General features: G+C 37.8%; 17 protein-coding genes and 1 pseudogene. 12 read left to right on the forward strand and 6 right to left on the reverse strand.

Annotated features, from left to right (window positions below):
- Positions 1-91 precede the first annotated feature (91 nt).
- Genes DCC35_RS16535 through DCC35_RS16560 form a run of 6 tightly spaced genes read left to right on the forward strand, consistent with a single transcriptional unit; the run spans position 92 to position 10,184 of the window.
- Positions 92-3,331, forward strand: a complete 3,240-nt coding sequence (locus tag DCC35_RS16535; protein ID WP_137091854.1) for a SusC/RagA family TonB-linked outer membrane protein — start codon at positions 92-94, stop codon at positions 3,329-3,331.
- Between the two features lie 11 nt (positions 3,332-3,342).
- A complete protein-coding gene (locus tag DCC35_RS16540) occupies positions 3,343-4,767 on the forward strand; it encodes a SusD/RagB family nutrient-binding outer membrane lipoprotein (protein WP_137091855.1) in 1,425 nt (474 codons plus the stop codon).
- Between the two features lie 23 nt (positions 4,768-4,790).
- A complete protein-coding gene (locus DCC35_RS16545) occupies positions 4,791-5,561 on the forward strand; it encodes a DUF4886 domain-containing protein (RefSeq protein WP_137091856.1) in 771 nt (256 codons plus the stop codon).
- Positions 5,545-7,023 carry an SLC13 family permease gene (locus DCC35_RS16550; RefSeq protein WP_137091857.1) on the forward strand — a complete coding sequence of 493 codons (1,479 nt, stop codon included), beginning with the start codon at positions 5,545-5,547 and terminating at the stop codon, positions 7,021-7,023. Before DCC35_RS16545 ends, DCC35_RS16550 begins: the two co-directional genes overlap by 17 nt.
- 3 nt (positions 7,024-7,026) lie before the next feature.
- On the forward strand, positions 7,027-8,796 hold the full coding sequence (locus DCC35_RS16555) for an Ig-like domain-containing protein (protein WP_137091858.1): 1,770 nt from the start codon (positions 7,027-7,029) through the stop codon (positions 8,794-8,796).
- 56 nt (positions 8,797-8,852) lie between these two features.
- Entirely contained in the window at positions 8,853-10,184 is a 1,332-nt protein-coding gene (locus tag DCC35_RS16560) for an Ig-like domain-containing protein (RefSeq protein ID WP_137091859.1), read from the forward strand.
- A 93-nt stretch (positions 10,185-10,277) separates the two neighbouring features.
- Here DCC35_RS16560 and DCC35_RS16565 read toward each other — a convergent pair whose 3' ends face one another.
- A complete protein-coding gene (locus DCC35_RS16565) occupies positions 10,278-10,790 on the reverse strand; it encodes a lipocalin family protein (RefSeq protein ID WP_137091860.1) in 513 nt (170 codons plus the stop codon).
- Positions 10,791-10,909: 119 nt separating this feature from the next.
- Here DCC35_RS16565 and DCC35_RS16570 point away from each other — a divergent pair.
- From DCC35_RS16570 to DCC35_RS16590, 5 genes and pseudogenes are all read left to right on the forward strand, one after another.
- A pseudogene (locus DCC35_RS16570) lies at positions 10,910-12,696 on the forward strand (glycosyltransferase).
- Between the two features lie 137 nt (positions 12,697-12,833).
- Complete coding sequence (locus DCC35_RS16575) at positions 12,834-13,442, forward strand: hypothetical protein (RefSeq protein WP_137091861.1); 609 nt, start codon at positions 12,834-12,836, stop codon at positions 13,440-13,442.
- A 310-nt stretch (positions 13,443-13,752) separates the two neighbouring features.
- Positions 13,753-14,388: a T9SS type A sorting domain-containing protein gene (locus tag DCC35_RS16580; protein ID WP_137091862.1), complete on the forward strand. Its 636-nt coding sequence runs from the start codon at positions 13,753-13,755 to the stop codon at positions 14,386-14,388.
- A gap of 203 nt (positions 14,389-14,591) precedes the next feature.
- Entirely contained in the window at positions 14,592-15,227 is a 636-nt protein-coding gene (locus DCC35_RS16585) for a DUF3244 domain-containing protein (RefSeq protein WP_137091863.1), read from the forward strand.
- A gap of 84 nt (positions 15,228-15,311) precedes the next feature.
- Positions 15,312-16,121 carry a J domain-containing protein gene (locus tag DCC35_RS16590; RefSeq protein WP_137091864.1) on the forward strand — a complete coding sequence of 270 codons (810 nt, stop codon included), beginning with the start codon at positions 15,312-15,314 and terminating at the stop codon, positions 16,119-16,121.
- A 239-nt stretch (positions 16,122-16,360) separates the two neighbouring features.
- Here DCC35_RS16590 and DCC35_RS16595 read toward each other — a convergent pair whose 3' ends face one another.
- The 4 genes from DCC35_RS16595 to DCC35_RS16610 all read right to left on the reverse strand — a co-directional run bounded on the left by DCC35_RS16595 (position 16,361) and on the right by DCC35_RS16610 (position 19,895).
- Positions 16,361-17,341, reverse strand: coding sequence for a helix-turn-helix transcriptional regulator (locus DCC35_RS16595; protein WP_137091865.1), 981 nt, complete (start codon positions 17,339-17,341; stop codon positions 16,361-16,363).
- 83 nt (positions 17,342-17,424) lie between these two features.
- Positions 17,425-17,808: a VOC family protein gene (locus DCC35_RS16600; RefSeq protein WP_137091866.1), complete on the reverse strand. Its 384-nt coding sequence runs from the start codon at positions 17,806-17,808 to the stop codon at positions 17,425-17,427.
- Positions 17,809-17,855: 47 nt separating this feature from the next.
- The gene (locus DCC35_RS16605) at positions 17,856-18,749 is read right to left on the reverse strand and encodes a bestrophin family protein (protein WP_137091867.1); all 894 of its coding nucleotides are present in this window, start codon (positions 18,747-18,749) and stop codon (positions 17,856-17,858) included.
- The gene (locus tag DCC35_RS16610; protein ID WP_137091868.1) at positions 18,750-19,895 is read right to left on the reverse strand and encodes a cystathionine gamma-synthase; all 1,146 of its coding nucleotides are present in this window, start codon (positions 19,893-19,895) and stop codon (positions 18,750-18,752) included.
- Positions 19,896-19,959: 64 nt separating this feature from the next.
- Between DCC35_RS16610 and DCC35_RS16615 the strand changes: the two genes are divergently transcribed.
- Positions 19,960-20,640, forward strand: a complete 681-nt coding sequence (locus tag DCC35_RS16615) for a TVP38/TMEM64 family protein (RefSeq protein ID WP_137091869.1) — start codon at positions 19,960-19,962, stop codon at positions 20,638-20,640.
- Here DCC35_RS16615 and DCC35_RS16620 read toward each other — a convergent pair.
- The gene (locus DCC35_RS16620; protein ID WP_246070054.1) at positions 20,637-22,277 is read right to left on the reverse strand and encodes a mechanosensitive ion channel family protein; all 1,641 of its coding nucleotides are present in this window, start codon (positions 22,275-22,277) and stop codon (positions 20,637-20,639) included. The two genes, DCC35_RS16615 and DCC35_RS16620, sit on opposite strands and share 4 nt — an antisense overlap.
- Positions 22,278-22,443 lie beyond the last annotated feature (166 nt).

Consider the following 22,443-nt stretch of genomic DNA (forward strand, 5'->3'; position numbering starts at 1 on the left):
AGATTGTGAATTGGAGTTTTATCAAAATGCCCCGATAAAACTTGAATTTAAACTGATAAATAACCCAATAAATTACCTAAATCAAGTAAACATGAAAATCAAATCGCATTTACTGCTATTATTTGCTTGTGGTTTCTTTACTCACTTCACAACCTTTGCTCAAATCAATGTGAGCGGTCGTGTTGTGGATAATGAAGGCCAGCCTTTAATAGGAGTGACAATTATTCAGGAAGGGACATCTAAAGGTGCTACGACCAATGTCGAAGGTCGGTATGCAATTTCTGAGGTGGATCCAGACGCAACTTTAGTATATAGCTTTGTAGGCTTTGAAACTAAAAAAGTGCCTGTAAACAACAGGACTACTATTGATGTAATTATGCAGGAAGACCTCGAACAGCTGGAAGAGGTGGTTGTTACTGCACTTGGATTCAAGGAAGACAAAGATCGCATTGGCTACGCCAACACTGTAGTTTCCGGAGAGGACGTAACGCGGCAGCAGGAATCTACTTTAATTAATTCCTTAAGTGGCCAATCTTCCGGTGTAAGGATATCCAGAAACAGTGGTGACCCTGGTGCCGGGGCTTACATTCAAATCAGAGGTCTTTCCACTATAGACCGGAATGCACAACCCTTAATTGTTATCGATGGTGTTCCTGTAAGTAATGACGTACGAGGTAATGCTGATGGTAGAATTGCCCAGCAATCAAGACTGAACGACATTAACCCGAATGACATAAAAAGTATAAACGTCCTTAAAGGCGCTAGTGCAGCTGCTCTGTGGGGTACCCAGGCATTAGGTGGTGTGATCGTAATTGAAACTAAATCCGGTAAGTTTAATCAAAAGGTGAAAATAAATATAAAAAGCACCTATTCTTTAGACAGGATTAACCGGAAATATCCTTTACAGACAAAATTCGGACAAGGAAATAACGGGATATATGAACAAGGAGCCAGAGATTCCTGGGGAGATAAAATCTCTGAACGTGAAGGCGGTAGTGATGTCTTTTTAACTGATGGAGAGTTCTTTATTGATCAAAATGGAAATGCATGGTATCCTATTCTTACTAAGAATTCCAGAGAGATTTTTGATGAAAGCAATTTTGACCAGGTATTTCAGGATGGTCATTTCTTCGAAAATAACATTTCACTTACAGCAGGAGGAGAAAGTAGCAACGTATTTTTCAGTATTAGTGACATGAATCAGGAAGGAATAATCAGAAATAATTCTGATTATCGCAGATCGACAATTCGATTAAATACGGAGCACCTTCTGGGAACAAAAGTTAATCTAAAATCAACATTCAATTATTCAAGAACTACTTCTAACAGAATACGAAGAGGCGCCAGTTCTTCGGGTCTTTATCTTGGCCTTTTAAGAAATCCGGCTGATTTTGATATATCGGGTTACAGAGGAGATTATTACGAATCTCCAACCTCAGCTCCGATATCAAACAGACAAAGAAGTTACCGAACTCCACTAGGCGAAAGTCCGGCAGCAGGTTATAATAATCCACTATGGACAATCAACGAACAGGAAAACCGGGCATTGGTCGATCGGTTTATCAGTTCAATGAAATTCACTTATTCGCCTACTGAATGGATGGACTTAATTGCCAGAGCAGGCTTAGACCACTATAGTGAAAGAAGAAGAGAGTTTTTCACTCCTGGCTCTGCAGCAGGAGCCTATAGATTTGGATCATTTGGTTCTGAATTAGCTACAAATACAATTCTAAACATTGATCTGATAGCCAAAGCTGCTCACAACTTTAACGAAAATTTCTCAATTAACGGACTTGTAGGATTTAACTACAATAGTAAAGCGAGAAGCACGGAAGGAGCTGAAATTTCTAATTTCATAATATTTACAGATGTTGATAATCCTACCAGGGATATTGATAATGCTCAACCTGAAAACCGATCGGATGCAAGTACATTTGGATCTGAGCGAACAGCTGCTTTATATGGATCTGTTTCCCTGGATGCATTTAACCAGTTATTTGTTACTGCTACTTTAAGAGGAGAAACAGCCTCAACTTTTGGTACGACAGCGGATAATACATTTATCTTTCCTTCTGTCTCTGTTGCATGGCAGTTTACCGAAGTAGTTGATTTATCTCCAATGTCATTTGGCAAACTCAGATTTTCTTATGGAGAAGTTGGTGTGCAACCATTGCGATACCAGACTAACAATGTATTTGTATCTCCTCGATACTCAGATACATTTGGTGGAAACCTCAGCACTGGTTTGTATGGCAATGGAGGATTTGTACCAAGTACAGAAAGAGGGAACCCTAATCTGAGACCTGAGAGAAAAAAGGAAACCGAAATAGGTTTCGATCTAAGATTCTTTGAAAACAAGCTTTCTTTAAGCACAACATATTTCTACAATACCACTGAAGATGTTTTATTAGACTTTCCAATTGCAAACAGTAGAGGATATGACAGAGTCTACTTTAATGGTGCAGAAATTGAAAATAAAGGATGGGAGGTTGATTTAGGTTATAACATCCTCCGAAATCAGGACTGGAACTGGCAAATAAACCTTAACTATACCAGGATCAGAAACAAAGTTACAGACCTGAGGGATGTTGAATCGTTTGATATGGGTGGATTAGCAGCAGTGAATAATAGAGCGGTTGAAAGCTATCCTGTAGGAGTACTATGGGGTTCCAGAACATTGAGAGATGAAAGTGGAAACATTGTTTTTGATGAATATGGATTTCCGGAGCAAGATGATAATGAAGGAGTAATAGGTAACCCTAATCCGGATTGGCAGGGAGCGATGTCCACTACAATATCTTATAAAAATTTCACACTGTCAGCACTGTTTGAAACTTTCCAGGGCGCAGATATATATGCTGGTACAAAATCAGTTCTTTATAATCTTGGTCGTTGGGAAGACTCTGCTATCGAAACAACATTTGATCAAAATCTGGTCGATTATGATGGTAATGTAATCCCTGCAGGAACGACCTTCAGAGGAGTTGTAAAAGATTTTGGTGCCGGTCCTGTAGCATTGACCGAACCATGGTACTTAGGAGATGGTGGTTTCTTCGGAAGTGGAAACGATGAACTTTATATCGAAGATGGTTCATGGACAAGAATGCGTGAACTTTCCCTTTCTTATTTACTGTCTAATGATGGTTTAGAGAGATTTGGAATTGAAGGAATGACATTTACAGTTACCGGAAGAAACCTATTATTATGGTCGCCATTCGAAGGGAATGACCCGGACACTAACCTGAATGGCGTAAGCCCGGGCCGTGGAATTGATTACTTTAATAATCCAGGTACGAAATCTTATGTTTTCAGCTTAGGTATTAACTTTTAATTGAAACGATCATGTTAAAAAAATATTTATATATACTAGGAACATTTGCATTATTTGCTTGTGATTCTCTCGTCGGGGAGGACACAAATATAGATCCTAACAACCCAACCACTGCACCTTACAGTAATGTGTTAACAGGTGCAGAAGTCGGCAATATCATCCTGCAAACGGGCGAAACCGCACGTCGTTCGGGGATATTCAGTGGGTATTATACTGGTATAGACAGACAATATGAAGGATTTAATTCTTATACCGTAACTACTAGTGATTTTGACAATATCTGGGATGATGCTTTTGTGAACACTCTCAGAAATGCAAAAGTCACTCAAGCACTTGCAGAAGAAGAAGGTATTCAGGGAGTAACAATTGGTATTACTCAAGTTCTTCAGGCATTGGCGCTGGGAACCAGTACTTCACTTTACGGAGATATCCCTTTTGATGAAGCTGGTGATATCGAATTTGAAAACCCTGAATATGAGGATCAACTTGTAGTGTATGATAAGCTTCAAATGCTTTTAGATGATGCGATAGTAAACCTGAATACCGGTACCGGACTTCCTACTTCCGGGTCAGACATATACTTTGACGGTAATAACGTTAGCTGGCTCGAAGTAGCATATACTCTTAAAGCCAGGTATTATATGCATGCTAAAGATTATGCAAATGCGTTAGCATCAGCTCAACAAGGAATATCTAACCTGGAATCTTCAATGATGGCACCGCATGGTACCGCTGAGGATGATTCTAATCTTACTTACCAACTTTTTGATGTACAATCCAGGGGATCGGATATAGTTGTCTCTGATTTTGTTATAAGCTTAATGAATCCTGATGGGGCTATAAATCCTAATCCAATGATGTATCGGGGTAATGCTAAAACAGATGAGACCGGAAGGTATAATTATTATTTCATTTCAGATGAAATTGGATATCAACCAAATACCAATCCAGATGGCTGGGCGGCTCAGGATGCTTCAGCTCCTATCGTAACGTATGAGGAAAATCTATTAATCATTGCCGAAGCTAGTTTCAGAACTGGTGGTTTTGATGATGGACTTACTGCCTTAAACGAATACCGAGCATTTATGAATGGCGGAGGTTATATGATTGCTGATCCGGCTGATGTTACTTATGAAGCTTATGTGGAAGCTGATTTTCAAAGCGGTGGAATAGAAAACCCGGATGGCATATCTCAGGATGATGCACTCTTAAGAGAAATTCTTGAAGAACGATATGTAACTCTTTTCGGACAAATCGAAGGCTTTAATGATACTCGCAGAACCTATAATGAATCGGTGGTAAGAGTACCTGTACAGCCTAATACTGGTGATGATCTACCTCAACGCTTTATCTATCCTCAATCTGAAATAGATAGAAACAGTAGTACACCAGACCCGATCCCAGGAATATTTGAACCAACTCCTGTGAATCAATAATTAATTTTTTAATGAAATCGAGAATGAAGAATAGACATATAGTGTTGTGGGTCTTATTGCTTTTGATCTCATCACCACTTTCTGCACAAAATGATACAGTAAAAGTATTATTTGTAGGGAACAGTTATACTTATTTCTGGAACCTGCCGCAGGTGGTTGAAGCGATGGCAGAAACACAAGACTATCCATTGATCGCCCGGCAGTCGACTGCCGGTGGAACATCATTGGAACAACACTGGAAGGGAGAGAAAGACCTCGAAACGATTTCAATCATCAAAAGTCAGCAATGGGATATAATCGTGTTTCAGAATCATAGTATGAGCTCGATCGATAACCCGGAAAGCTTCATGGAATACGGTAAAAAATTCATAGAACTGGCCAGGGAACAAGGTGCTGAACCCTATTTATACATGACCTGGGCACGAGAAGCAAACCCAATGATGTTTGATACAATTCAAAAAGCATACATAAAATTGGCTAAGGAGACCGGAACCAAACTTGTCCCGGTTGGTGAAGCATGGCAAATGGCCAGGCAAAATAATCCGGATATTGACTTATACGATCCGGATGGCACTCATCCTTCTCCTACTGGCACTTATTTAATTGCCTGTATGTTTCTTAATCAATTGACAGGTCTTCCAGTAAATGATATTCCAAAGCGGATCCAAACAACAGACCGCAACGGACAGAAATTGTATTTGATGATCCAGCCACAACTTCAAGCTGATTATTTACAAGCTATAGTTATGGAGATCGCTAAGTCAGGAAAGGGGGAATATGAATCCAGTAAGTAGACGGAAGGTATTTATTATTGCCGGGCCACTGCTTTTTTTGATTCTCCAGCTGATCGGCCGGCCGCAATCAATGAACGCTGAGGCATTTAATGTCCTTTGTATCACAATATGGATGGCTGTATGGTGGATCTCCGAGGCATTGCCAATTGCTGCGACGGCTTTATTACCGATCGTACTATTCCCGCTTCTCAATGTGATTGAGATTGGAGAGGTATCTTCTGCCTATGGGCATAAATACATCTTTCTTTATATGGGTGGGTTTATGATCGCGATAGCTATAGAGAAGTGGAATCTGCATAAACGGATCGCATTGAACATTATTTATGTGATCGGTGCAGACCTAAAGCGAATCATCCTTGGCTTTATGATAGCCACTGCATTTTTATCCATGTGGATATCAAATACGGCAACCTCAGTAATGATGCTGCCGATCGGTATGGCAATCATATCCCAGGTAACTTTAAAGGATGGTAAAAAAGGCAAAAGTTACTTTGGCAAAGCCCTGATGATCGCAATTGCTTACAGTGCCAGTATTGGTGGTTTTGCAACGTTGATTGGCACACCCCCAAACCTTGTTTTAGCGGGGATACTCGAGCAGGTGTACAATGTGAAGATAACTTTCGTTCAGTGGTTGTCTTTTGGATTGCCGTTATCGATCGTCTTATTTATCATTTGCTGGAGATACCTGGTGAGATATGCTTTTGATTTTTCGAAAGAAGAATTTCCCGGAGGAATGGATCAATTAAAAAAGCTTCGTGAAGACCTGGGAAAAATGTCTTATGAAGAAAAAGCAGTGCTGGTTGTATTCATTTTTACAGCCGTGGCCTGGATATCCCGTTCATTCATTGAAAAAGTGATCCCGGCAATCGATGATACAATCATTGCAATGATCGGTGGACTTGCGCTATTTGTAATTCCTTCCTCTAAAAAGGGAAAACCGATCATAAACTGGAAAGATGCCAAAGGTATCCCCTGGGGAATCATCATTTTATTTGGTGGTGGTATAGCACTGGCAAAAGGATTTACAGATACAGGCCTTGCAGAATATATTGCCAGCAGGTTAAACTACATGCAGGGCCTTTCATTGATCTTATTAATCCTTGTTCTGGTAGCGATGGTTAATTTCCTTACCGAGATCACCAGTAACCTGGCAACGATAGCGATGCTTTTACCAATCCTTGCTCCTATTGCAGCAGCATTTGACCTCCATCCATACATGATCATGGTATCGGCTACAGTAGCCGCATCATGCGCATTCATGTTACCGGTGGCCACACCACCCAATGCGGTGGTTTTTGGGTCAAACCTGCTTAGCATCAGGGATATGGTCAAAACAGGAATTGCGATGAACATTATCTCAATTCTGTTGATTACAGTAGTAACTTATTTTGCTCTTCCGGTTATGTGGGACTTTATTCCTTCTCAATTCCCGGAAATGTTTAATGCACAAGTAAATAAATAAACCATGAAAATATTTAACATAAAATATCTTAAAACAATGGCAGGCCGGTCATTACTCTTGCTTGGCGCCTGCCTAATGCTCACAATGGCCTGTGAGGATGAAACAGAAGCTATATCAGATAACCTTCGGGTTATTTTAGTAAAAGCAAACGGTGAAAATGCCGTTTCAGGTTCAACTGCAATCGAACCTAATGAAGCAGAAATCCAATTGATCTTTTCCCACCCGGTAGTTCAGTCAGATTTTGAATCTGCCCTGTCTATAACCGGTGATCCGGAAAAAACCATCACTTATGATGAAACAGGATCTTTTGTAACCATTAATTTCCCACTGTTAGACTATAATGCTGATTATACGATCAGTATTCCGCAAGGAGATTATAGCCAGGAAGGAAATCCAATGGAAGATGATTTTAATTTTGATTTCACAACAAGAGAATTTGTTGCTCCGGTTATTTCTTTTTCTACTGATGCAGACTTTCTGGAAGAAGGCCAGGAGGCAGTAATAAATGTTACTCTCAATAAAGATATACCAATTGAGTCTTCTTTTGAACTTGAATTAGGTGGTAATTCTGAGGTGGACTCTGATTATACTGTCGATCCGGTTACTTTTACATTTGCTCCGGGAGAGACATCAAAATCATTTACGGTTTCTACTATAAATGATGGAATTGCCGAAGGTGAAGAAACGTTAGTAATTGGTGCTACTGCCCTGCAAAACTTACAACTCAATACTAATTTTGAAATATCAATATTCGATAAACTTCCGTCATTAGAATTAAAGGGAGTTACTGCAATACGCTGGACTGGTGAAACCGATGGTAACAGTGGTAAATCAATACATTTAAGAGCAACGGAAGATATTGCTGACTTAAGTGAATACGCTTTAGGTGTTGCTAATAATGGTGGTGGTACCGATGGAATTGAATATACATTCCCGGCCATTTCAGTTAATGCCGGTGATGATATTCTGATCACGAGAGAAGCTGCTGCATTAGAATCTTATTACGGAACTGAATGTTTTGCCAGGTTTGAACTGGTTATCGAAGAAGGACTGCCTACTCAAAATGGAGATGATGCCATCGAGTTATTCCAGGATAGTGTTGTAGTAGAAACGTATGGTGATGCCAACGTTGACGGTACAGGTCAGGATTGGGAATACAGTGGCTCATGGGCTTACAAACTTGGGTCAGAGTGGATCACTGGAGGCGTCGACTGTACTGTAGGTTCTACTACAACCGCAGATGCTTCGTGTACTTATCCATTATGTGATAGTCCGGTTGCCCTAAAAGGTGTTATGGCCTTACTATGGGACGGATCAGGCACAAACGGTGGTAAGGCAGTTCACCTTGTGGTAAACAGAGATGTTCCGGATTTGAGTATATATGGTGTAGGAGTTACCAACAATGGTGGTGGTACCGACGGCATCGAGGTTACACTTCCTGCTGAACCTGCTTCAGAAGGTGACCACATATTAATAGCCAGAGAACCGGCAACGATCGGAAGCTATTTTGGTGATTGCATTAACAGATATGCACTGGTAATTCAGTCTGATGCTATGAATCAAAATGGTGACGATGGTGTAGAGTTATATGAAAATGATGTGGTAATAGAAACGTATGGTGATGCCAACGTAGATGGAACTGGTGAAGCCTGGGAATACTCAGGAGCCTGGTCTTATAAAGTAGGTGGTGTATGGCAATACAACACATTAGATTGTGCTGCAACAGCTACTTCTAACGCCAATTCTGATTGTCCTTATGCTTTTTGTCAATAATATAAAATAGATTAAATTGGTCAGCATTTTTGCTGACCAATTTTTTTATACAACGAATGAAACTTTTTTACTTTTCAACATTAATTACACTATTAATTCTTACGGGCTGTTCTGACAACGAAGGACAGGAACCGGAGATCAAGTTAACTTCATCCACTGTCAATGGGACACCACTACAGGATGGAATGACCGGGTTATCTCCTGAATCACAAATAATTCTGACTTTTAACTCAGAAGTAAGCATTAGCGATTTCAGAGATAATTTTTCGATAACCTCAGGGGTAGAATCCGCCGATTATACTTTATTATTTCAAAATGCAAGTACAAAAGTCACCATTCAGTTAAACGCTGATTTCAATACAACTTACCAATTAATTTTAGCTCCTAATCGAATTGGAACCAATGGAGGTGTGTTATCCGAGGGTCTGAATCTTAGTTTTACTACAGGAGAGCACAATTTCGCTAGCAGCCCATGTCTACCAGGAGGTAACTGTCAAAATACTTTTTCGGTTGTCACCGGGGATAGTCAGGAATCATATTTTAATTATAACAGTAACTATCCTTTACAAACTGAACTTGGAATCGAAGAAAATATAACCAAAGCTGTTTTGGTGATACATGGGATAAACAGAAATGGCGAGGATTATTTCAATTACATGAGTAACACTTTAAGCGATCTGAGCATTCAGGAAAGCACTCTTCTTATCGCACCCGTTTTTGAAGAAGTATCTCAGGCTCCGGGTTATAATTATTGGTCAGGATCGAGCTGGAGATCTGGAGGTAACAGTAGCAATACAGCCGCGATAAGTTCATTTACTGTTATAGATCAAATGATCCAGGAATTATTGGATATCGGAAACTTTCCTAACCTTACGGAAATTGTAGTTACCGGACATAGCTCCGGAGCGCTATTTACCCACCTGTATTCAGCTTCAAGTAAAATCGAAGACAATAGAATTACTTATATGGTGGCTAATAGTCAGTTCTTTTATTATCCTGATGCTCGTCGGTATGACGAATCAAGCGGATCTTTTTATACTGTTGAAAACTGCAACGGAATTGAATTCTGGCCTTATGGTTATTCAGCAACTCCTGCTTATCTATCAGGAATACCAAAAGAAACTTTCGATCTTCAAATGCGCACCAGGAAAGTAATCTATTTACTCGGCAATGGTAATCAGGCTGATCCATCATTAAATACTGAAGACTGCCAGGCTACCGTTCTGGGAAGCTCACGGTTTGACAGGGGGAAAAATATATTGAGATATATGAATAACTTTTATCCTGCCTCAAATACCCATTCTGAAATTATAGTAGAAGGAATCGGGCATGATGGACAGGGAATGTATAGTTCAGAAGAATTTAAGACCTGGCTTGGCGGTTTATAGAAGTGAGATTTACTTCTACCAGAAGGCTAACAGAAATAATAATCTGTTAGCCTTTTTTATTAAATATAATGAGGCCTGAATTTTAAGCGTAAACTACGATTCACAACCTTCCTGGGGTGTTTTTTGAAGCTGTGAAGTATCGAACCCATTATCCTCCGCTAATTTAACCAACCGATTAAATAAGTCATCATCAATTTCCCTGGTTCTGCTTAATATCCATAGAGATCCTCTCGAAGGTGCTCCGACTAATGCATATTCATAATTATCACCTACATCGATTACATAATAGTCTCCTTTAAAAGGCCAGAAAAATTGCACTTTCAACTTCCCCTCTCCTGCAGGAAATGCTTTACCGGAAATATCACTCACTTCTCCATCCTGAATACATCGGTTATAAACTTTAATATAATCTTCTTTTTTTGTGTATTCAGCATAAGTACACTTACAACCTTCCTGAAAAGTGTTCGGGAAAGAGGCTATCTCATACCATCTTCCTGTATATTTTTCAAGGTCGACAGACACTGTTTCCAATGGGTCGTTTTCATCGCCACTTTCATTACAACTAAATAATAGTAATAAAATAAGAGGCACTACTACATATTTCATATTTAACTAATTGTTTTATTCAAACGATTAAAATGTTAACCTGTTTACAAATGATTAGTTACATAACTTATACAATTTTCTGGAATATTTCCTAACTTTTAGGAAACCTGTATGAAACTATGACCGAATCAACGTATCTGATTGAAATTGCCTGGGAAGTATGCCACAAAGTTGGTGGAATTTATACTGTAATACGTTCAAAAGTACCTGCTACAAAGGAGGTATGGGGAGACAATTATTTCCTGATCGGCCCGGCGGTTGAGGATCAGTATCAATACGAATTTGACCCGACCGATGATTTAAGCGGGCCTATTGGAGCCACAGTTGAACATATGAGAAATATGGGATACGAAGTTCAATATGGCACCTGGCTGGTAACAGGCAGACCAAAAATTATCTTGTTAAAACCTCAAGCCACTTTTAACAGGTTAGAAACAATTAAAAAAGGCTTGAGTGATAACTTCGGGGTTTCTTCAGCTGAAGATAATGACTTATTCGACCAGGTTTTGATGTGGGGTGACCAGGTAAGGACCTTCTTATCGGTACTCTCACAAAAAAAGGTGATAAAAAAGCAATTGCCCAGGTGCATGAATGGCTTGCAGGCGTTCCTCTTTTAGGAGTCAAAGAAATGAATCTTCCGATTTCTACTGTTTTTACCACTCATGCCACAGCCCTCGGCCGTAGTCTGGCTATGAACAAACCAGATTTTTACAAATCGCTGCCCACGACTGACTGGTACCAGGAAGCTAAAAAATACTGGATTCTTCCTATCGTTCAGATGGAGAGAGCCTGTGCTGAAAATGCAGATGTTTTTACTACAGTAAGTGAATTAACCGGGGAAGAATGTAAATACTTATTAGGAAAAGAACCTGATCTGATTACTCCAAATGGATTAAATATAAAACGTTTTAGTGCTACACATGAGGTACAAAACCTCCATGAAGAGTTTAAAGAAAAGATCCATAATTTTGTAATGGGCCATTTCTTTCATTGCTATAGTTTTGATCTAGATAATACGTTATACTTTTTTACTTCGGGAAGATTTGAATTTAAGAACAAAGGGTATGACATTACTTTAAAAGCATTGCGACGGTTGAATGAATTAATGAAAAAGGAAAAGGTAAATAAAACCGTCGTATTCTTCTTTATAACCCCGAGACCTTCCTGGTCTATTAACCCGGATGTACTGCATACCCGGGCTGTAATGGAAGAAATCAATAAAACCTGCGAGAAAATACAGGAACAGGTAGGAAGAAAATTATTTTATTCGGCAGCCGCTGACCAGGAAAATTTCACCCTTCCGGATCTGAATAACTTTGTTGAAGAATACTGGAAACTCAGATATCGCAGGATATTACAATCATGGAAAACCAATCAATGGCCAATTGTCGTGACGCACAATCTTAAAAATGATATTGATGACGATATTCTCAAATATTTGCGGGATAATCAATTTGTAAATAGCCCGTTGGATAAAGTGAAGGTTGTTTATCATCCAGAATTCATTAATTCAACCAATCCACTATTTGGAATCGATTATGAAGATTTCGTTCGTGGCTGTCATTTAGGAGTTTTCCCTTCTTATTACGAGCCATGGGGCTATACTCCTCTTGAATGTATTGCTCGTGGAGTCCCCGCAGTTACTTCTGACCTTTCAGGCTTTGGAAACTACGTTTCAAAGAATATGAAAGATTATGAAGACAAGGGAGTCAATGTTTTAAAAAGAAAATCGGGCAATGAAACTAAAACAGTTGAAAACCTCGCTCAATATCTGCTTCATTTCACAATGACTTCACGTAGATTCAGAATGATACAAAGAAATAAAGCCGAAGATCTGTCAGAATCTTTTGACTGGAAAGAACTGACAAAGTATTATAATGATGCCTATAAGAAAGCATTGGGATGAAATTGAGACACTGATGTCCGCTTTTATTACACTTTCGAAGACGGGCAAACCACTTAAACAACTGATAATCAACAAATTAATTTATTGGTCTTATTTTAGCATTGATATGTATATAGTTATGATAAAATATCAATGTTATGAAACCTTATATCAAAAAAATCGCGAATGCAATAATAGTTATTGCTCTGATCAGCTCCTCTTTTTATGGTTATTCTCGCTCACTGGATCCTAAAACATTTAAATCAGGTCTTACCTTTGAGTCAATTAAAGTTGAAGAAGATTTGAAACTTAATTTAATACTTGATCAACCAGAGAATAAACTTGCCATTGTAAGTCTGTCTTCCAAAGATGGAGAAGTATTATATAAGTTTTTTACAAGTAATAAAAAACACAATCAACAATTTGACCTGTCCCATTTCGGGTATGGTGAATATGAAATTTCAATAACTTCAGAAGGCGAGACCATTACAGAAAAAATAGTATATGAATTTCCGGAAGTTTTAAAGCCAAGAATAATGGTAACTCACAATCCGGAGACTAACCTGGTCGTAATTTATGGAAGGAATCTGTCTGAAGAAACCTATATAAGTATTAAAGACTCTAAGGGTAAAATATATTATAAAAATAAAATCACAAAAAAGGATTTTAATGAAAAGTTAAATATTAAAAACCTTCGTTGGGGTGACTATACTATATACACTTCAAATGAGAATCTATCTAGTGAAACAAAGATAAGTAAAAAGTAGCACGACATTTCATGCGCTTTGGAAGAGTGGCTTCTGCCACTCTTTTTTGTTTAATAAGTTATCCCCCAGACTGTGGTAGTATGTTATGTGAATGAATAACCCACTTTTTTAGCTACTACGATTTAGCAATAAAGGTTACCTGTGTCACTATTGAAAACACAATGTTCATTACCGTACGCTTTTTATAATTCCTGGAAACCGCCAAAACACATAACCACCTGACTTACAGTAATTTATATATTTCTGGCATCCCTTTGGCATTATACTAAACACAAAATGATTTAATAAAAAATACAAATTATACAACGCCATGAAAACTCTAACAAAAACAATTTTCGCTTTAAGTCTGACATTAGCATTTGCATTATCATCTTTTAGTGCTGTTGCAAACACCAACGATGAACCAGGTAATATCTTCGATCCTAAAAAAATGAGTTCAGGATTAATTTTTGATCTGGATCATATTTCAGAGGATCTTTTGAAATTCAGATTAAATATCCATCAACCTGAAAAGCATCTATATAATATCACAATATATGACAAAGATGGAAACCAACTTTATACAGCCTACACAAGTAAAACCGATAACAGCCAGTTATTTAATCTTGAAGGTTTAGGTTACGGTGAATACATAGTAGAAATAAACTCTCTGGGTGAAACAGCTTCTGACAGAATAGTACTGAAGGAACCTGAATATTTAAGACCTATGGGATTCATTAAAGAGAGTGAAAAAATTAAAAATAAAGTCACTATAGTTTCTCTTAACACTGAATCTACTGTTAAAGTAAAAATAACAGATTCAAACGGTAAAAAAGTATATGTAAACTCTTATTACCTGAAAAACTACAGAGAGCATCTTGACCTTAATTGGTTACCAAAAGGTGAATATACAATGACAATGACATCAGACAACTTTTCTGAAACTGAAAATATCACAATCAAATAAAAATAAGGGGGTGGTTTCACTCCACCCCCTATTAGAAGTTTTACCAATAGTTACAAGTCCTTAAAAAACAGATTAAGTCAACCGGGTAAATAAATACAAACTGTCTAAGCCTTAAACACTGATATTAAGAACTAAATAATCACCTTATCTAGCACCTCTTTAATCAGAAAATTAAATTTTAAAAATATAATCTATACAAGGCCATGAAAACTCTAGCAAAAACAATTTCGACAGTAAGTTTAATACTTATTTTTACCCTGATTTGCTCTACTGCTTATGCGGGTGTAAATGAAAACTCAAACAAGATTTTTGATCCAAAAAAAATGAGCTCAGGATTAATATTTGACTTAGATCACATATTTAATAATCCAATGAAATTTCGACTCGACCTGCATCAACCTGAGAAGCATTTGGTACAGATCTCCATTTATGATAAAGATAATAACAAGGTATATTCTGCTTTTACTAGTAAAACTCAAAACAGCCAGTTATTCAATTTATCAGAATTAGGTTATGGAGAATATACAGTTGAAATCACCACTTTAGGAGAAGTCGCCAGAGATAAAATAATCCTGGAAAAACCAGCTTATTTAAACCCTGTAGCATTTATAAAAGAAAGTGAAACAACAAAAAACAAGGTAACCATCGTTTCTTTAAATGCAGGTTCTCCTGTTAATTTCACTATCACGGATGAAGGTAACAACGTTGTTTACAATGACATCTATTACAAAAAAGATCTTAGAGAGAATATCAATTTAAATGAATTACCTCAGGGAGATTATACTCTCACATTAGAGTCAAATGATGTTTTCGAATCTAAAAATATAACTATCAAGTAATAAAGTCCTACAGAGTATGGCGAAAGAGAGTGGCTCAGGCCACTCTTTTTTTATGTCTATTAAAGGTTACTTTAGCAGATGCCTATGGACAAAAATTACTATGAAATACTAAATCTTTCCCGGGACGCTTCCCTGAAAGAGATAAAATCAAACTACCGAAAACTGGCATCTAAATATCATCCCGATGTCAATCATGAGAAGAATGCCCAGGATATTTTTATAAAGATTAGAGAGGCTTATGATGTATTATCAGATCCGGTAAAAAAAGAAGATTACGATAATAAACTCAATTATGCTGAATTATTAAGAGATACGAGAAGAGTGGTTCCCTCAAACCATAGACCAAAATGGCATCAGTATTCTCCTTACCGCACTAGCAGACAACGATATGACTATAAAAACATTCCTCAAAATCAGGAATTTCTTATTCGTAATAAAAAAACGTTTATCTCCATCAACTGGTTCATTATCATCATGGGAGCACTGCTATTAAGTGATTTTCTTACCATAGAGCCAGCTGAAAGATTCTATTTTGAAGCTTTTGAAGTCCGCGAAGTACCGAATGAAGGAATGATATACAATATTGAAATAGGAAGTTATCTGAAGACTCTCGGCCCTTTTAAAGAACTCAGTGAGTCAGAACCTGCTCAACTATTCAGAACCAAGCTGTTTGGTAAACGGAAAGGATATGAATTATATTCAATTGATGGAACTGCTAATTTTGTATCTGATCGGGCACCGGTATATGGTACTTTGATATTTTTTCCAGCAATCACAGTCTTATTAAGTATTATTGGATTATTCATCAAAAAGCACCCGGTCACTTTTGCTAATTTATCAATAATTTCAACCTTATTTGCTATTTTCAGCCTGGTGATATTTCTATTGTCCTGAAAAGAAAAAAACCTGTCTTCCCGAGAGGAAAACAGGTTTAATTAACCCAACCATGAAAACTCATACCGACAATTAATCTGCTAAGCCACCGTCACAACCAAATTCGGGTGGCAACATCTTAACTAAACACGACATCTGGTGTGTTAGTCGGAATTCGTATTACAAATGTATCATTAAAGGGTTAATCAGTATATACAATTTTAACTAACTAATGTCAAAATATGACTATCTTCTCATTATCAAGCTCTTTTCCACTCACTTGGAAGCATTCCATACTTATTTTTAAAGAGTGAGGCAAAATGTCCGGGGTTGTTAAAACCGATCAGATAACTAATAGAAGAAATACTATAATCTGAGTTTAATAACAAATTCCTGGCTTCTTCTAACCTTGCTTCCTGTAAATATGAATAAACAGGCATACCAAATACTTCTTTAAACACACTTCGCATCCTGCTAGGCGACAAAGCAGCTTCATCGGCCAATTCTTCTACATTAGGTTGTTTTGATAGATCTTGAAGCAATTTTTCCCTCACTTTATAGATCCGCTCATATGCATCAGTTTTACTTTTTTCAATCTTTGACCCAACAGAAAAATCCCGTTCATCGACCTTATTAAAAAATAACATGATCAGTTCCTCGGTACGGACTTTTCTTATATTTTTTGAAAAAGCATCATCTCCCACAATATTATGGATATCGCTGATTAACTTCTTCATTTCGAGAGTCAGCATTTCATGGATAATTATATCCTGCTCTGCCTTTAAAATGTGTCTGGAGAAAGAACTATCTTTTTCAAACTTCCTGATAAATTCTTCCTTGAGCCTGACAGATAAAAATCTTAATTCCTTTTCGATTGGTAAAAACATCTCACTTGGCTCGGTTGTCATGCCAAAAGAAACTCCATGTAGAGAATTACTACCAACGTTTACCTGACCCAATTCTGGGATTTTAAATTGTATTGCGGGGGAATCTATAAATAAAACCGGAAAAAAATTATTAGATATTTTTCCATGACGAAATATTCTCACAGGTTTTCTGCATATGCATTCCCTGGTTATTATCAGGTCAAAAAATCCTTCAAACTCCTCAATTCGGACATCGAGCTTTAAATCTTCATTATCAACTAATAGCCGGTTCCCATTTACTTTAATATCAAATTCACGGGCAATTTCATGCAGGATATCCCGTGAGGCATCCGGATGAATATTCAATGTAATCATGTACTGGTTGGGTAACTTAAGTGATAAAGATAACGGCTCCCCGCCAGAAAGGATTTAAAAAATTAAACTTTTATAATTTTTCTCTATAATTGATCGTCAATCGGCTCCCAAAGTTCAATTTTCCTACCCTCAGGATCCATGATCCACGCAAATTTCCCATAAGGATAATCTTCCATCTCCCCGACCTGCTTAATTCCTTTTTTATCCAGTTCACCAAGCAATTCGATCAGATCATCCACCCGATAGTTGATCATATAATCATGATCTGACGGACTAAAATATTTCGTATTACCAACAAACGGGCACCAGGTAGTCGAGCCTTTTCCATCCGGTTGTCCGTCTTGCCATTTAAATACCCGACCATACTGATCATAATCGATACCTAAATGTTCTTTGTACCATTTTTTTAACTTCTCGGGATCCGGGGACTTAAAAAACACCCCTCCTATTCCTGTTACCTTGGCCATGAGATATAATTGTTTTTACAGGAATTTACTGGGTATCAGATTAATAATCAATCTTTTCCAAGCAAGATTTCACCAACATTGATCGCGATCATATCAGCCAGCTTATCAGTAGGCAGATCATTAGCGTCTGTACCAAACGGATCTTCTATCTCTAAACTGACCTCTACCATAGAAAGAAGTAAATAAGCTATGAAAAATACTACGAATACCGAATACCAGCCCATTGATTCTACCAGTCCAAATGGCAGGGATAATAAATAAAGCCAGACAATCGAAGTAACAAGAACCTGATGGCCTGAAGCTATAGGAGTGTTTTTGATCCTTTCACATTTACCGAGGTAGTCTGTTAATAAACCACCCTGATCTGTCAGCTTGATATACTGATAATCTGTAATTTCACCTGATGCAAAAGCTTCCCGAAACCTTTGTTGCATGAGCATAATCAATGCATTAGGTTTATGATCCATTTTTTTCACAAAGGCAAACTCTTCCTCTGAAAGAAAATTATATGCCTCTTCATCATCCTTATTCCTTAGGTGATCTTTTAAAACATGAGGAAATGCAGAAAGCAAACCTGCAAAATCTTCAAGCCTGTTAGGGTTATTTTTAAACAGCTCTTTAATCAACATGGCCATATGCCTTGAGGTATTAACAAGAGTACCCCAGATTTTACGTCCTTCCCACCAGCGATCGTAAGCTGTATTATTTCTAAATACTAAAAGAATACCCATTGCAGCAGTTAAAAACCCAGCAAAAGAGATTCCCACTTTCGTAGAGAGTATTTTTACATCAAGGGTAAGATAGGCGATTAACGATGCACACAATACCACAAGAATTAGCTTGGGCATCAGTTTCATCAACATTGACCATTTAAATTTGATTAACGGACGTGAATCATATTCACTCTTAAGTTGATCGAGGTAGACAGTTACTTTACTCATTTAATTTTCCAATGCTTGTTTAAGGTCTGCAATTAAATCCTCTGAATCCTCAATTCCAACACTTAACCTAATCAATGAGTCAGTAAGACCAACTTTTAACCTCTCTTCTCGAGGAATAGATGCATGAGTCATCGAAGCCGGATGCCCACAAAGAGACTCCACACCTCCAAGAGATTCGGCGAGACTAAAAAGCTTAAATTTTTTAAGTACTTCGAAAGCAGCCTCTTGTGTATCTTCCTTCAAGGAAAAAGAAATCATACCACCAAACCCTCTCATCTGAAGCTTTGCGATATCGTGGTTCGGATGATCCTCAAAGCCCGGCCAGTATACATTTTTAACAGTAGAATGAGCAGCCAGCCAATTGGCAATTTCTTCTCCATTCTGACAGTGGCGCTCCATTCTTAAATGGAGTGTTTTAATCCCTCTCAAAACCAAAAAGCAATCCTGTGGACCAGGAACAGCACCACTTGAATTTTGAATAAAAGCAAGCTGCTTTGCCAGGTCTTCATCATTTACCACTAAAGATCCCATAACCACATCGCTATGACCTCCGAGATATTTGGTAGCCGAATGCATTACAATATCAGCTCCCAGATCTATTGGAGATTGAAGTATTGGTGTGGCAAACGTATTATCAACAGCCACAAGGATGTCTTTATCTTTGACCAGATCAGCTACTCCCTTAATATCAATTATATTCATCATGGGGTTGGTTGGTGTTTCCAGCCAGATCAATTTAGTGTTGTCATTGATCAGGCTTTTCACCTTTTCCACATGATTCATATCAGTGAAATGAAATTTTATTCCAAAGTTTTCAAAAATCTTTGTAAATATGCGGTAAGATCCGCCATAGAGATCGTTGGTACTGATAACCTCATCTCCAGGTTTAAGCATTTTGACTACTGCATCGATAGCGCCAAGACCTGAAGAGAAACACAATCCATACTTTGCATTCTCAAGAACTGCAATGCTTTTTTCCAGGGCATGTCTTGTTGGATTTTGAGTTCTCGAATATTCATAACCTTTATGTTCTCCGGGTGCATCCTGAACATAAGTTGTTGTTTGATATATCGGTGTCATTATCGCACCAGTTGCCGGATCTGGCTCTACACCTGCGTGAACTGCTTTCGTTCCCAGTTTAGTCATGAAAAATGAAATTTGTTTTCTGATGAAGAATAATTAATCCAAAAATGAGTTATAAAAATAATAAATGTTAGGTACCAGGACATTCATTCGCAACGTTATTTCTACATTTTGGGGAGCATGGCAGTTTGTTGGCCCGCTGATCTGCAGCTCTACCTTGCTTGGCTACCTTGTTGTCAATAATGTCACCTCAGTTCCTGCAGGTTTATTGGAAACTACCATCTATTTTTTTATTGCTGCTATTGTTATGGGGCTTGCTCTTCTCCCAACAACACTTACTGCCGCTATTTGGGGATTTTACCTTCCCTGGCATACTTTCCCTTTTCTTATCGCGGCCTACATGCTGGGAGCTTTAATAGGATATTTAATTTCACTTAATATTGAAGACCGATGGCTATATACCATTATTAATAAAAACTCAAAAAGAAGAAGAGTCTTTGAAACCCTAAGAAGAAAAAGCCTGAAAACTGTCATTGCTGTCAGGCTGTCCCCGGTTTTACCTTTTGCCGTGATGAATCTATTAATGGCTGCTTCGGCAGTGCATATTAAGCGTTTCATGTATGGCAGCCTGATCGGAATGTTGCCTCGAACTGTTTTAGCTTTTCTTACCGGAGCATCAGCCTCCTCGATCTATTCTATAATAGAATCAAAAAAACCGCTGCCTGTGGAGACAGCGGTATGGATTACTTTATTTTTTATATCTACAATTTGGATCGGATTAATGATCCGCAAAGCAATCAAAAATTAATTTAATCCTTTCTTAGAGTAAAAAGCAGCAAGTTTTTCCTTTAACTGCTCAGGAGTTTCTGTGTATTCCGGAGTAAGACTTTCTTTTTCCGGAAAAGTTTCCATATGAAGAGTCTGAGTAGGAAATGCAAACCTCACTCCTAATTCTTCTGATAGTTCGATTATCCGGATCATCAGTTCATGACGGGCTTTTAACTCCCCACCCCAATCCGGTACTCTGAAAAACACATAATACATAATTTCAAGAGCTGAGCCTCCAAATTCATTCAGATAAATGTGATAATTATCTTTTCTGGTATCAGGATGATCTGTAGTTAATTTTCTTAATCCATCGACAAAAGCTTCGATCACATCCGGTGGAGTATCGTAAGTAATGGCAAGTTTGGTGTAAAACCTTCTGTATACCCTAAGTCCATGATTATCGACAGTCATATCAGCCAGCTTACCATTAGGTACTGAGGTAACTGAGTTTCTGAAGGTCCTGATTCGCGTCGATCTGAACCCCACTTCCTCTATGGTTCCATCAATATCACTTCCCGCGGTGATCCAGTCTCCAATCTGAAAAGGCCGGTCAAGAAAGATCATAATACTACCAAAGAAGTTTTTGAGCGTATCCTGTGCTGCCAAAGCAAATGCCAGACCACCGATAGACAATCCGGTCAGTATTGGTATAACATTGATCTCAAGACTACTTAAGATGAAAATTACCCCGATCAATACTACAAAAATCTTTAAAGTTTTACTGACCAGTGGTACTAATTGATCATCTAAAGTTGACTGGGTTTTTTCTGCCATTCGATGCATGTAAAGACCAAGTACGTCCACCAACCTGTAAACTATAATAGTAGCAAAAAATGGCACTAAAGCTTTCAGGATCAAGATTGTATAATGAGCAAAATCGATTGGCAACTGGAGTACCCTAACAAACACGCTCATTAGAAAGACTACGAGAAACCATGCAGCAGGGCTTGCAATTGGTTTTACAAATCCTTTGGCTATATCTTTATAACCCGCTTTTAATAATGTGGCTGTAATTACCTTTCTTAATAAAAAGGTAAACAAATTATGAATAATGACTGCAGCCAAAATGAGAATAGCCAGCCCAATAATTTGCCATAAATACAATCCGAGATATTTCTTATTGCTTGTTTTAGGAAGAATATTTAGTAATTGTGCAGTCCCAAACGGATAAGTATCCCGATGTAATTCATTGACAATGTCAGCGGTATTTTCCGAATAATACCATTTCTCTCCCACCTTAGCCAGTTTGATTCTGGGCAGGGAATTTGTCAGCTTATATAAATTTTGATTATTGGCTGCAGAATCCGCATAGTCAGGGTTATTAGGAATCGCCTCCAAATCAATTATTATACCTTCTCCATCCAACACCTGTTTAAGCTTGATAGCCAAATCTGCTCTTTCTTCTTTCGAGTGATTGTCAGGATTAAAAACCGCTGCCGCAACCTTTGGATAGTACGATTCGGGTTGAAGGTTTTTTAAATGAGTTTTAACTGTATTCTGAGGTGTAGACAGATTCAGAAACTTATCGTCTTTTTCATCTTCCTGGGCGGAGATCATATTAGTCCCCAGAAACAATAACAGGATGATTACAAATTGGTATTGTATTGAAATTTTCATGCTTATGAATTTTCAACAAAATAAACACCCTTTATTCTATTATTCAACTAACTGAACTTTATTGATAATATTTAAATAATAGAGAGATCTGATATGTTTTTAACAATAAAACCAACAAACCTTGTTAAATTTACTAATACAACATAGCCTTTATTAAAAAACATCC

Source organism: Mangrovivirga cuniculi (assembly GCF_005166025.1).
Taxonomy (GTDB): Bacteria; Bacteroidota; Bacteroidia; order Cytophagales; family Cyclobacteriaceae; genus Mangrovivirga; species Mangrovivirga cuniculi.

What these genes read in the sequence shown, in the direction of transcription:
- DCC35_RS16600 (WP_137091866.1), bottom strand. Translation starts at nt 17,808, where the DNA reads ATGGCCAAGGTAACAGGAATAGGAGGGGTGTTTTTTAAGTCCCCGGAT.
- DCC35_RS16610 (WP_137091868.1), bottom strand. Translation starts at nt 19,895, where the DNA reads ATGACTAAACTGGGAACGAAAGCAGTTCACGCAGGTGTAGAGCCAGAT.
- DCC35_RS16595 (WP_137091865.1), bottom strand. Translation starts at nt 17,341, where the DNA reads ATGATTACATTGAATATTCATCCGGATGCCTCACGGGATATCCTGCAT.
- DCC35_RS16620 (WP_246070054.1), bottom strand. Translation starts at nt 22,277, where the DNA reads ATGAAAATTTCAATACAATACCAATTTGTAATCATCCTGTTATTGTTT.
- DCC35_RS16545 (WP_137091856.1), top strand. Translation starts at nt 4,791, where the DNA reads ATGAAGAATAGACATATAGTGTTGTGGGTCTTATTGCTTTTGATCTCA.
- DCC35_RS16585 (WP_137091863.1), top strand. Translation starts at nt 14,592, where the DNA reads ATGAAAACTCTAGCAAAAACAATTTCGACAGTAAGTTTAATACTTATT.
- DCC35_RS16560 (WP_137091859.1), top strand. Translation starts at nt 8,853, where the DNA reads ATGAAACTTTTTTACTTTTCAACATTAATTACACTATTAATTCTTACG.
- DCC35_RS16550 (WP_137091857.1), top strand. Translation starts at nt 5,545, where the DNA reads ATGAATCCAGTAAGTAGACGGAAGGTATTTATTATTGCCGGGCCACTG.
- DCC35_RS16615 (WP_137091869.1), top strand. Translation starts at nt 19,960, where the DNA reads ATGTTAGGTACCAGGACATTCATTCGCAACGTTATTTCTACATTTTGG.
- DCC35_RS16575 (WP_137091861.1), top strand. Translation starts at nt 12,834, where the DNA reads ATGAAACCTTATATCAAAAAAATCGCGAATGCAATAATAGTTATTGCT.
- DCC35_RS16580 (WP_137091862.1), top strand. Translation starts at nt 13,753, where the DNA reads ATGAAAACTCTAACAAAAACAATTTTCGCTTTAAGTCTGACATTAGCA.
- DCC35_RS16605 (WP_137091867.1), bottom strand. Translation starts at nt 18,749, where the DNA reads ATGAGTAAAGTAACTGTCTACCTCGATCAACTTAAGAGTGAATATGAT.
- DCC35_RS16535 (WP_137091854.1), top strand. Translation starts at nt 92, where the DNA reads ATGAAAATCAAATCGCATTTACTGCTATTATTTGCTTGTGGTTTCTTT.
- DCC35_RS16555 (WP_137091858.1), top strand. Translation starts at nt 7,027, where the DNA reads ATGAAAATATTTAACATAAAATATCTTAAAACAATGGCAGGCCGGTCA.
- DCC35_RS16540 (WP_137091855.1), top strand. Translation starts at nt 3,343, where the DNA reads ATGTTAAAAAAATATTTATATATACTAGGAACATTTGCATTATTTGCT.
- DCC35_RS16590 (WP_137091864.1), top strand. Translation starts at nt 15,312, where the DNA reads ATGGACAAAAATTACTATGAAATACTAAATCTTTCCCGGGACGCTTCC.
- DCC35_RS16565 (WP_137091860.1), bottom strand. Translation starts at nt 10,790, where the DNA reads ATGAAATATGTAGTAGTGCCTCTTATTTTATTACTATTATTTAGTTGT.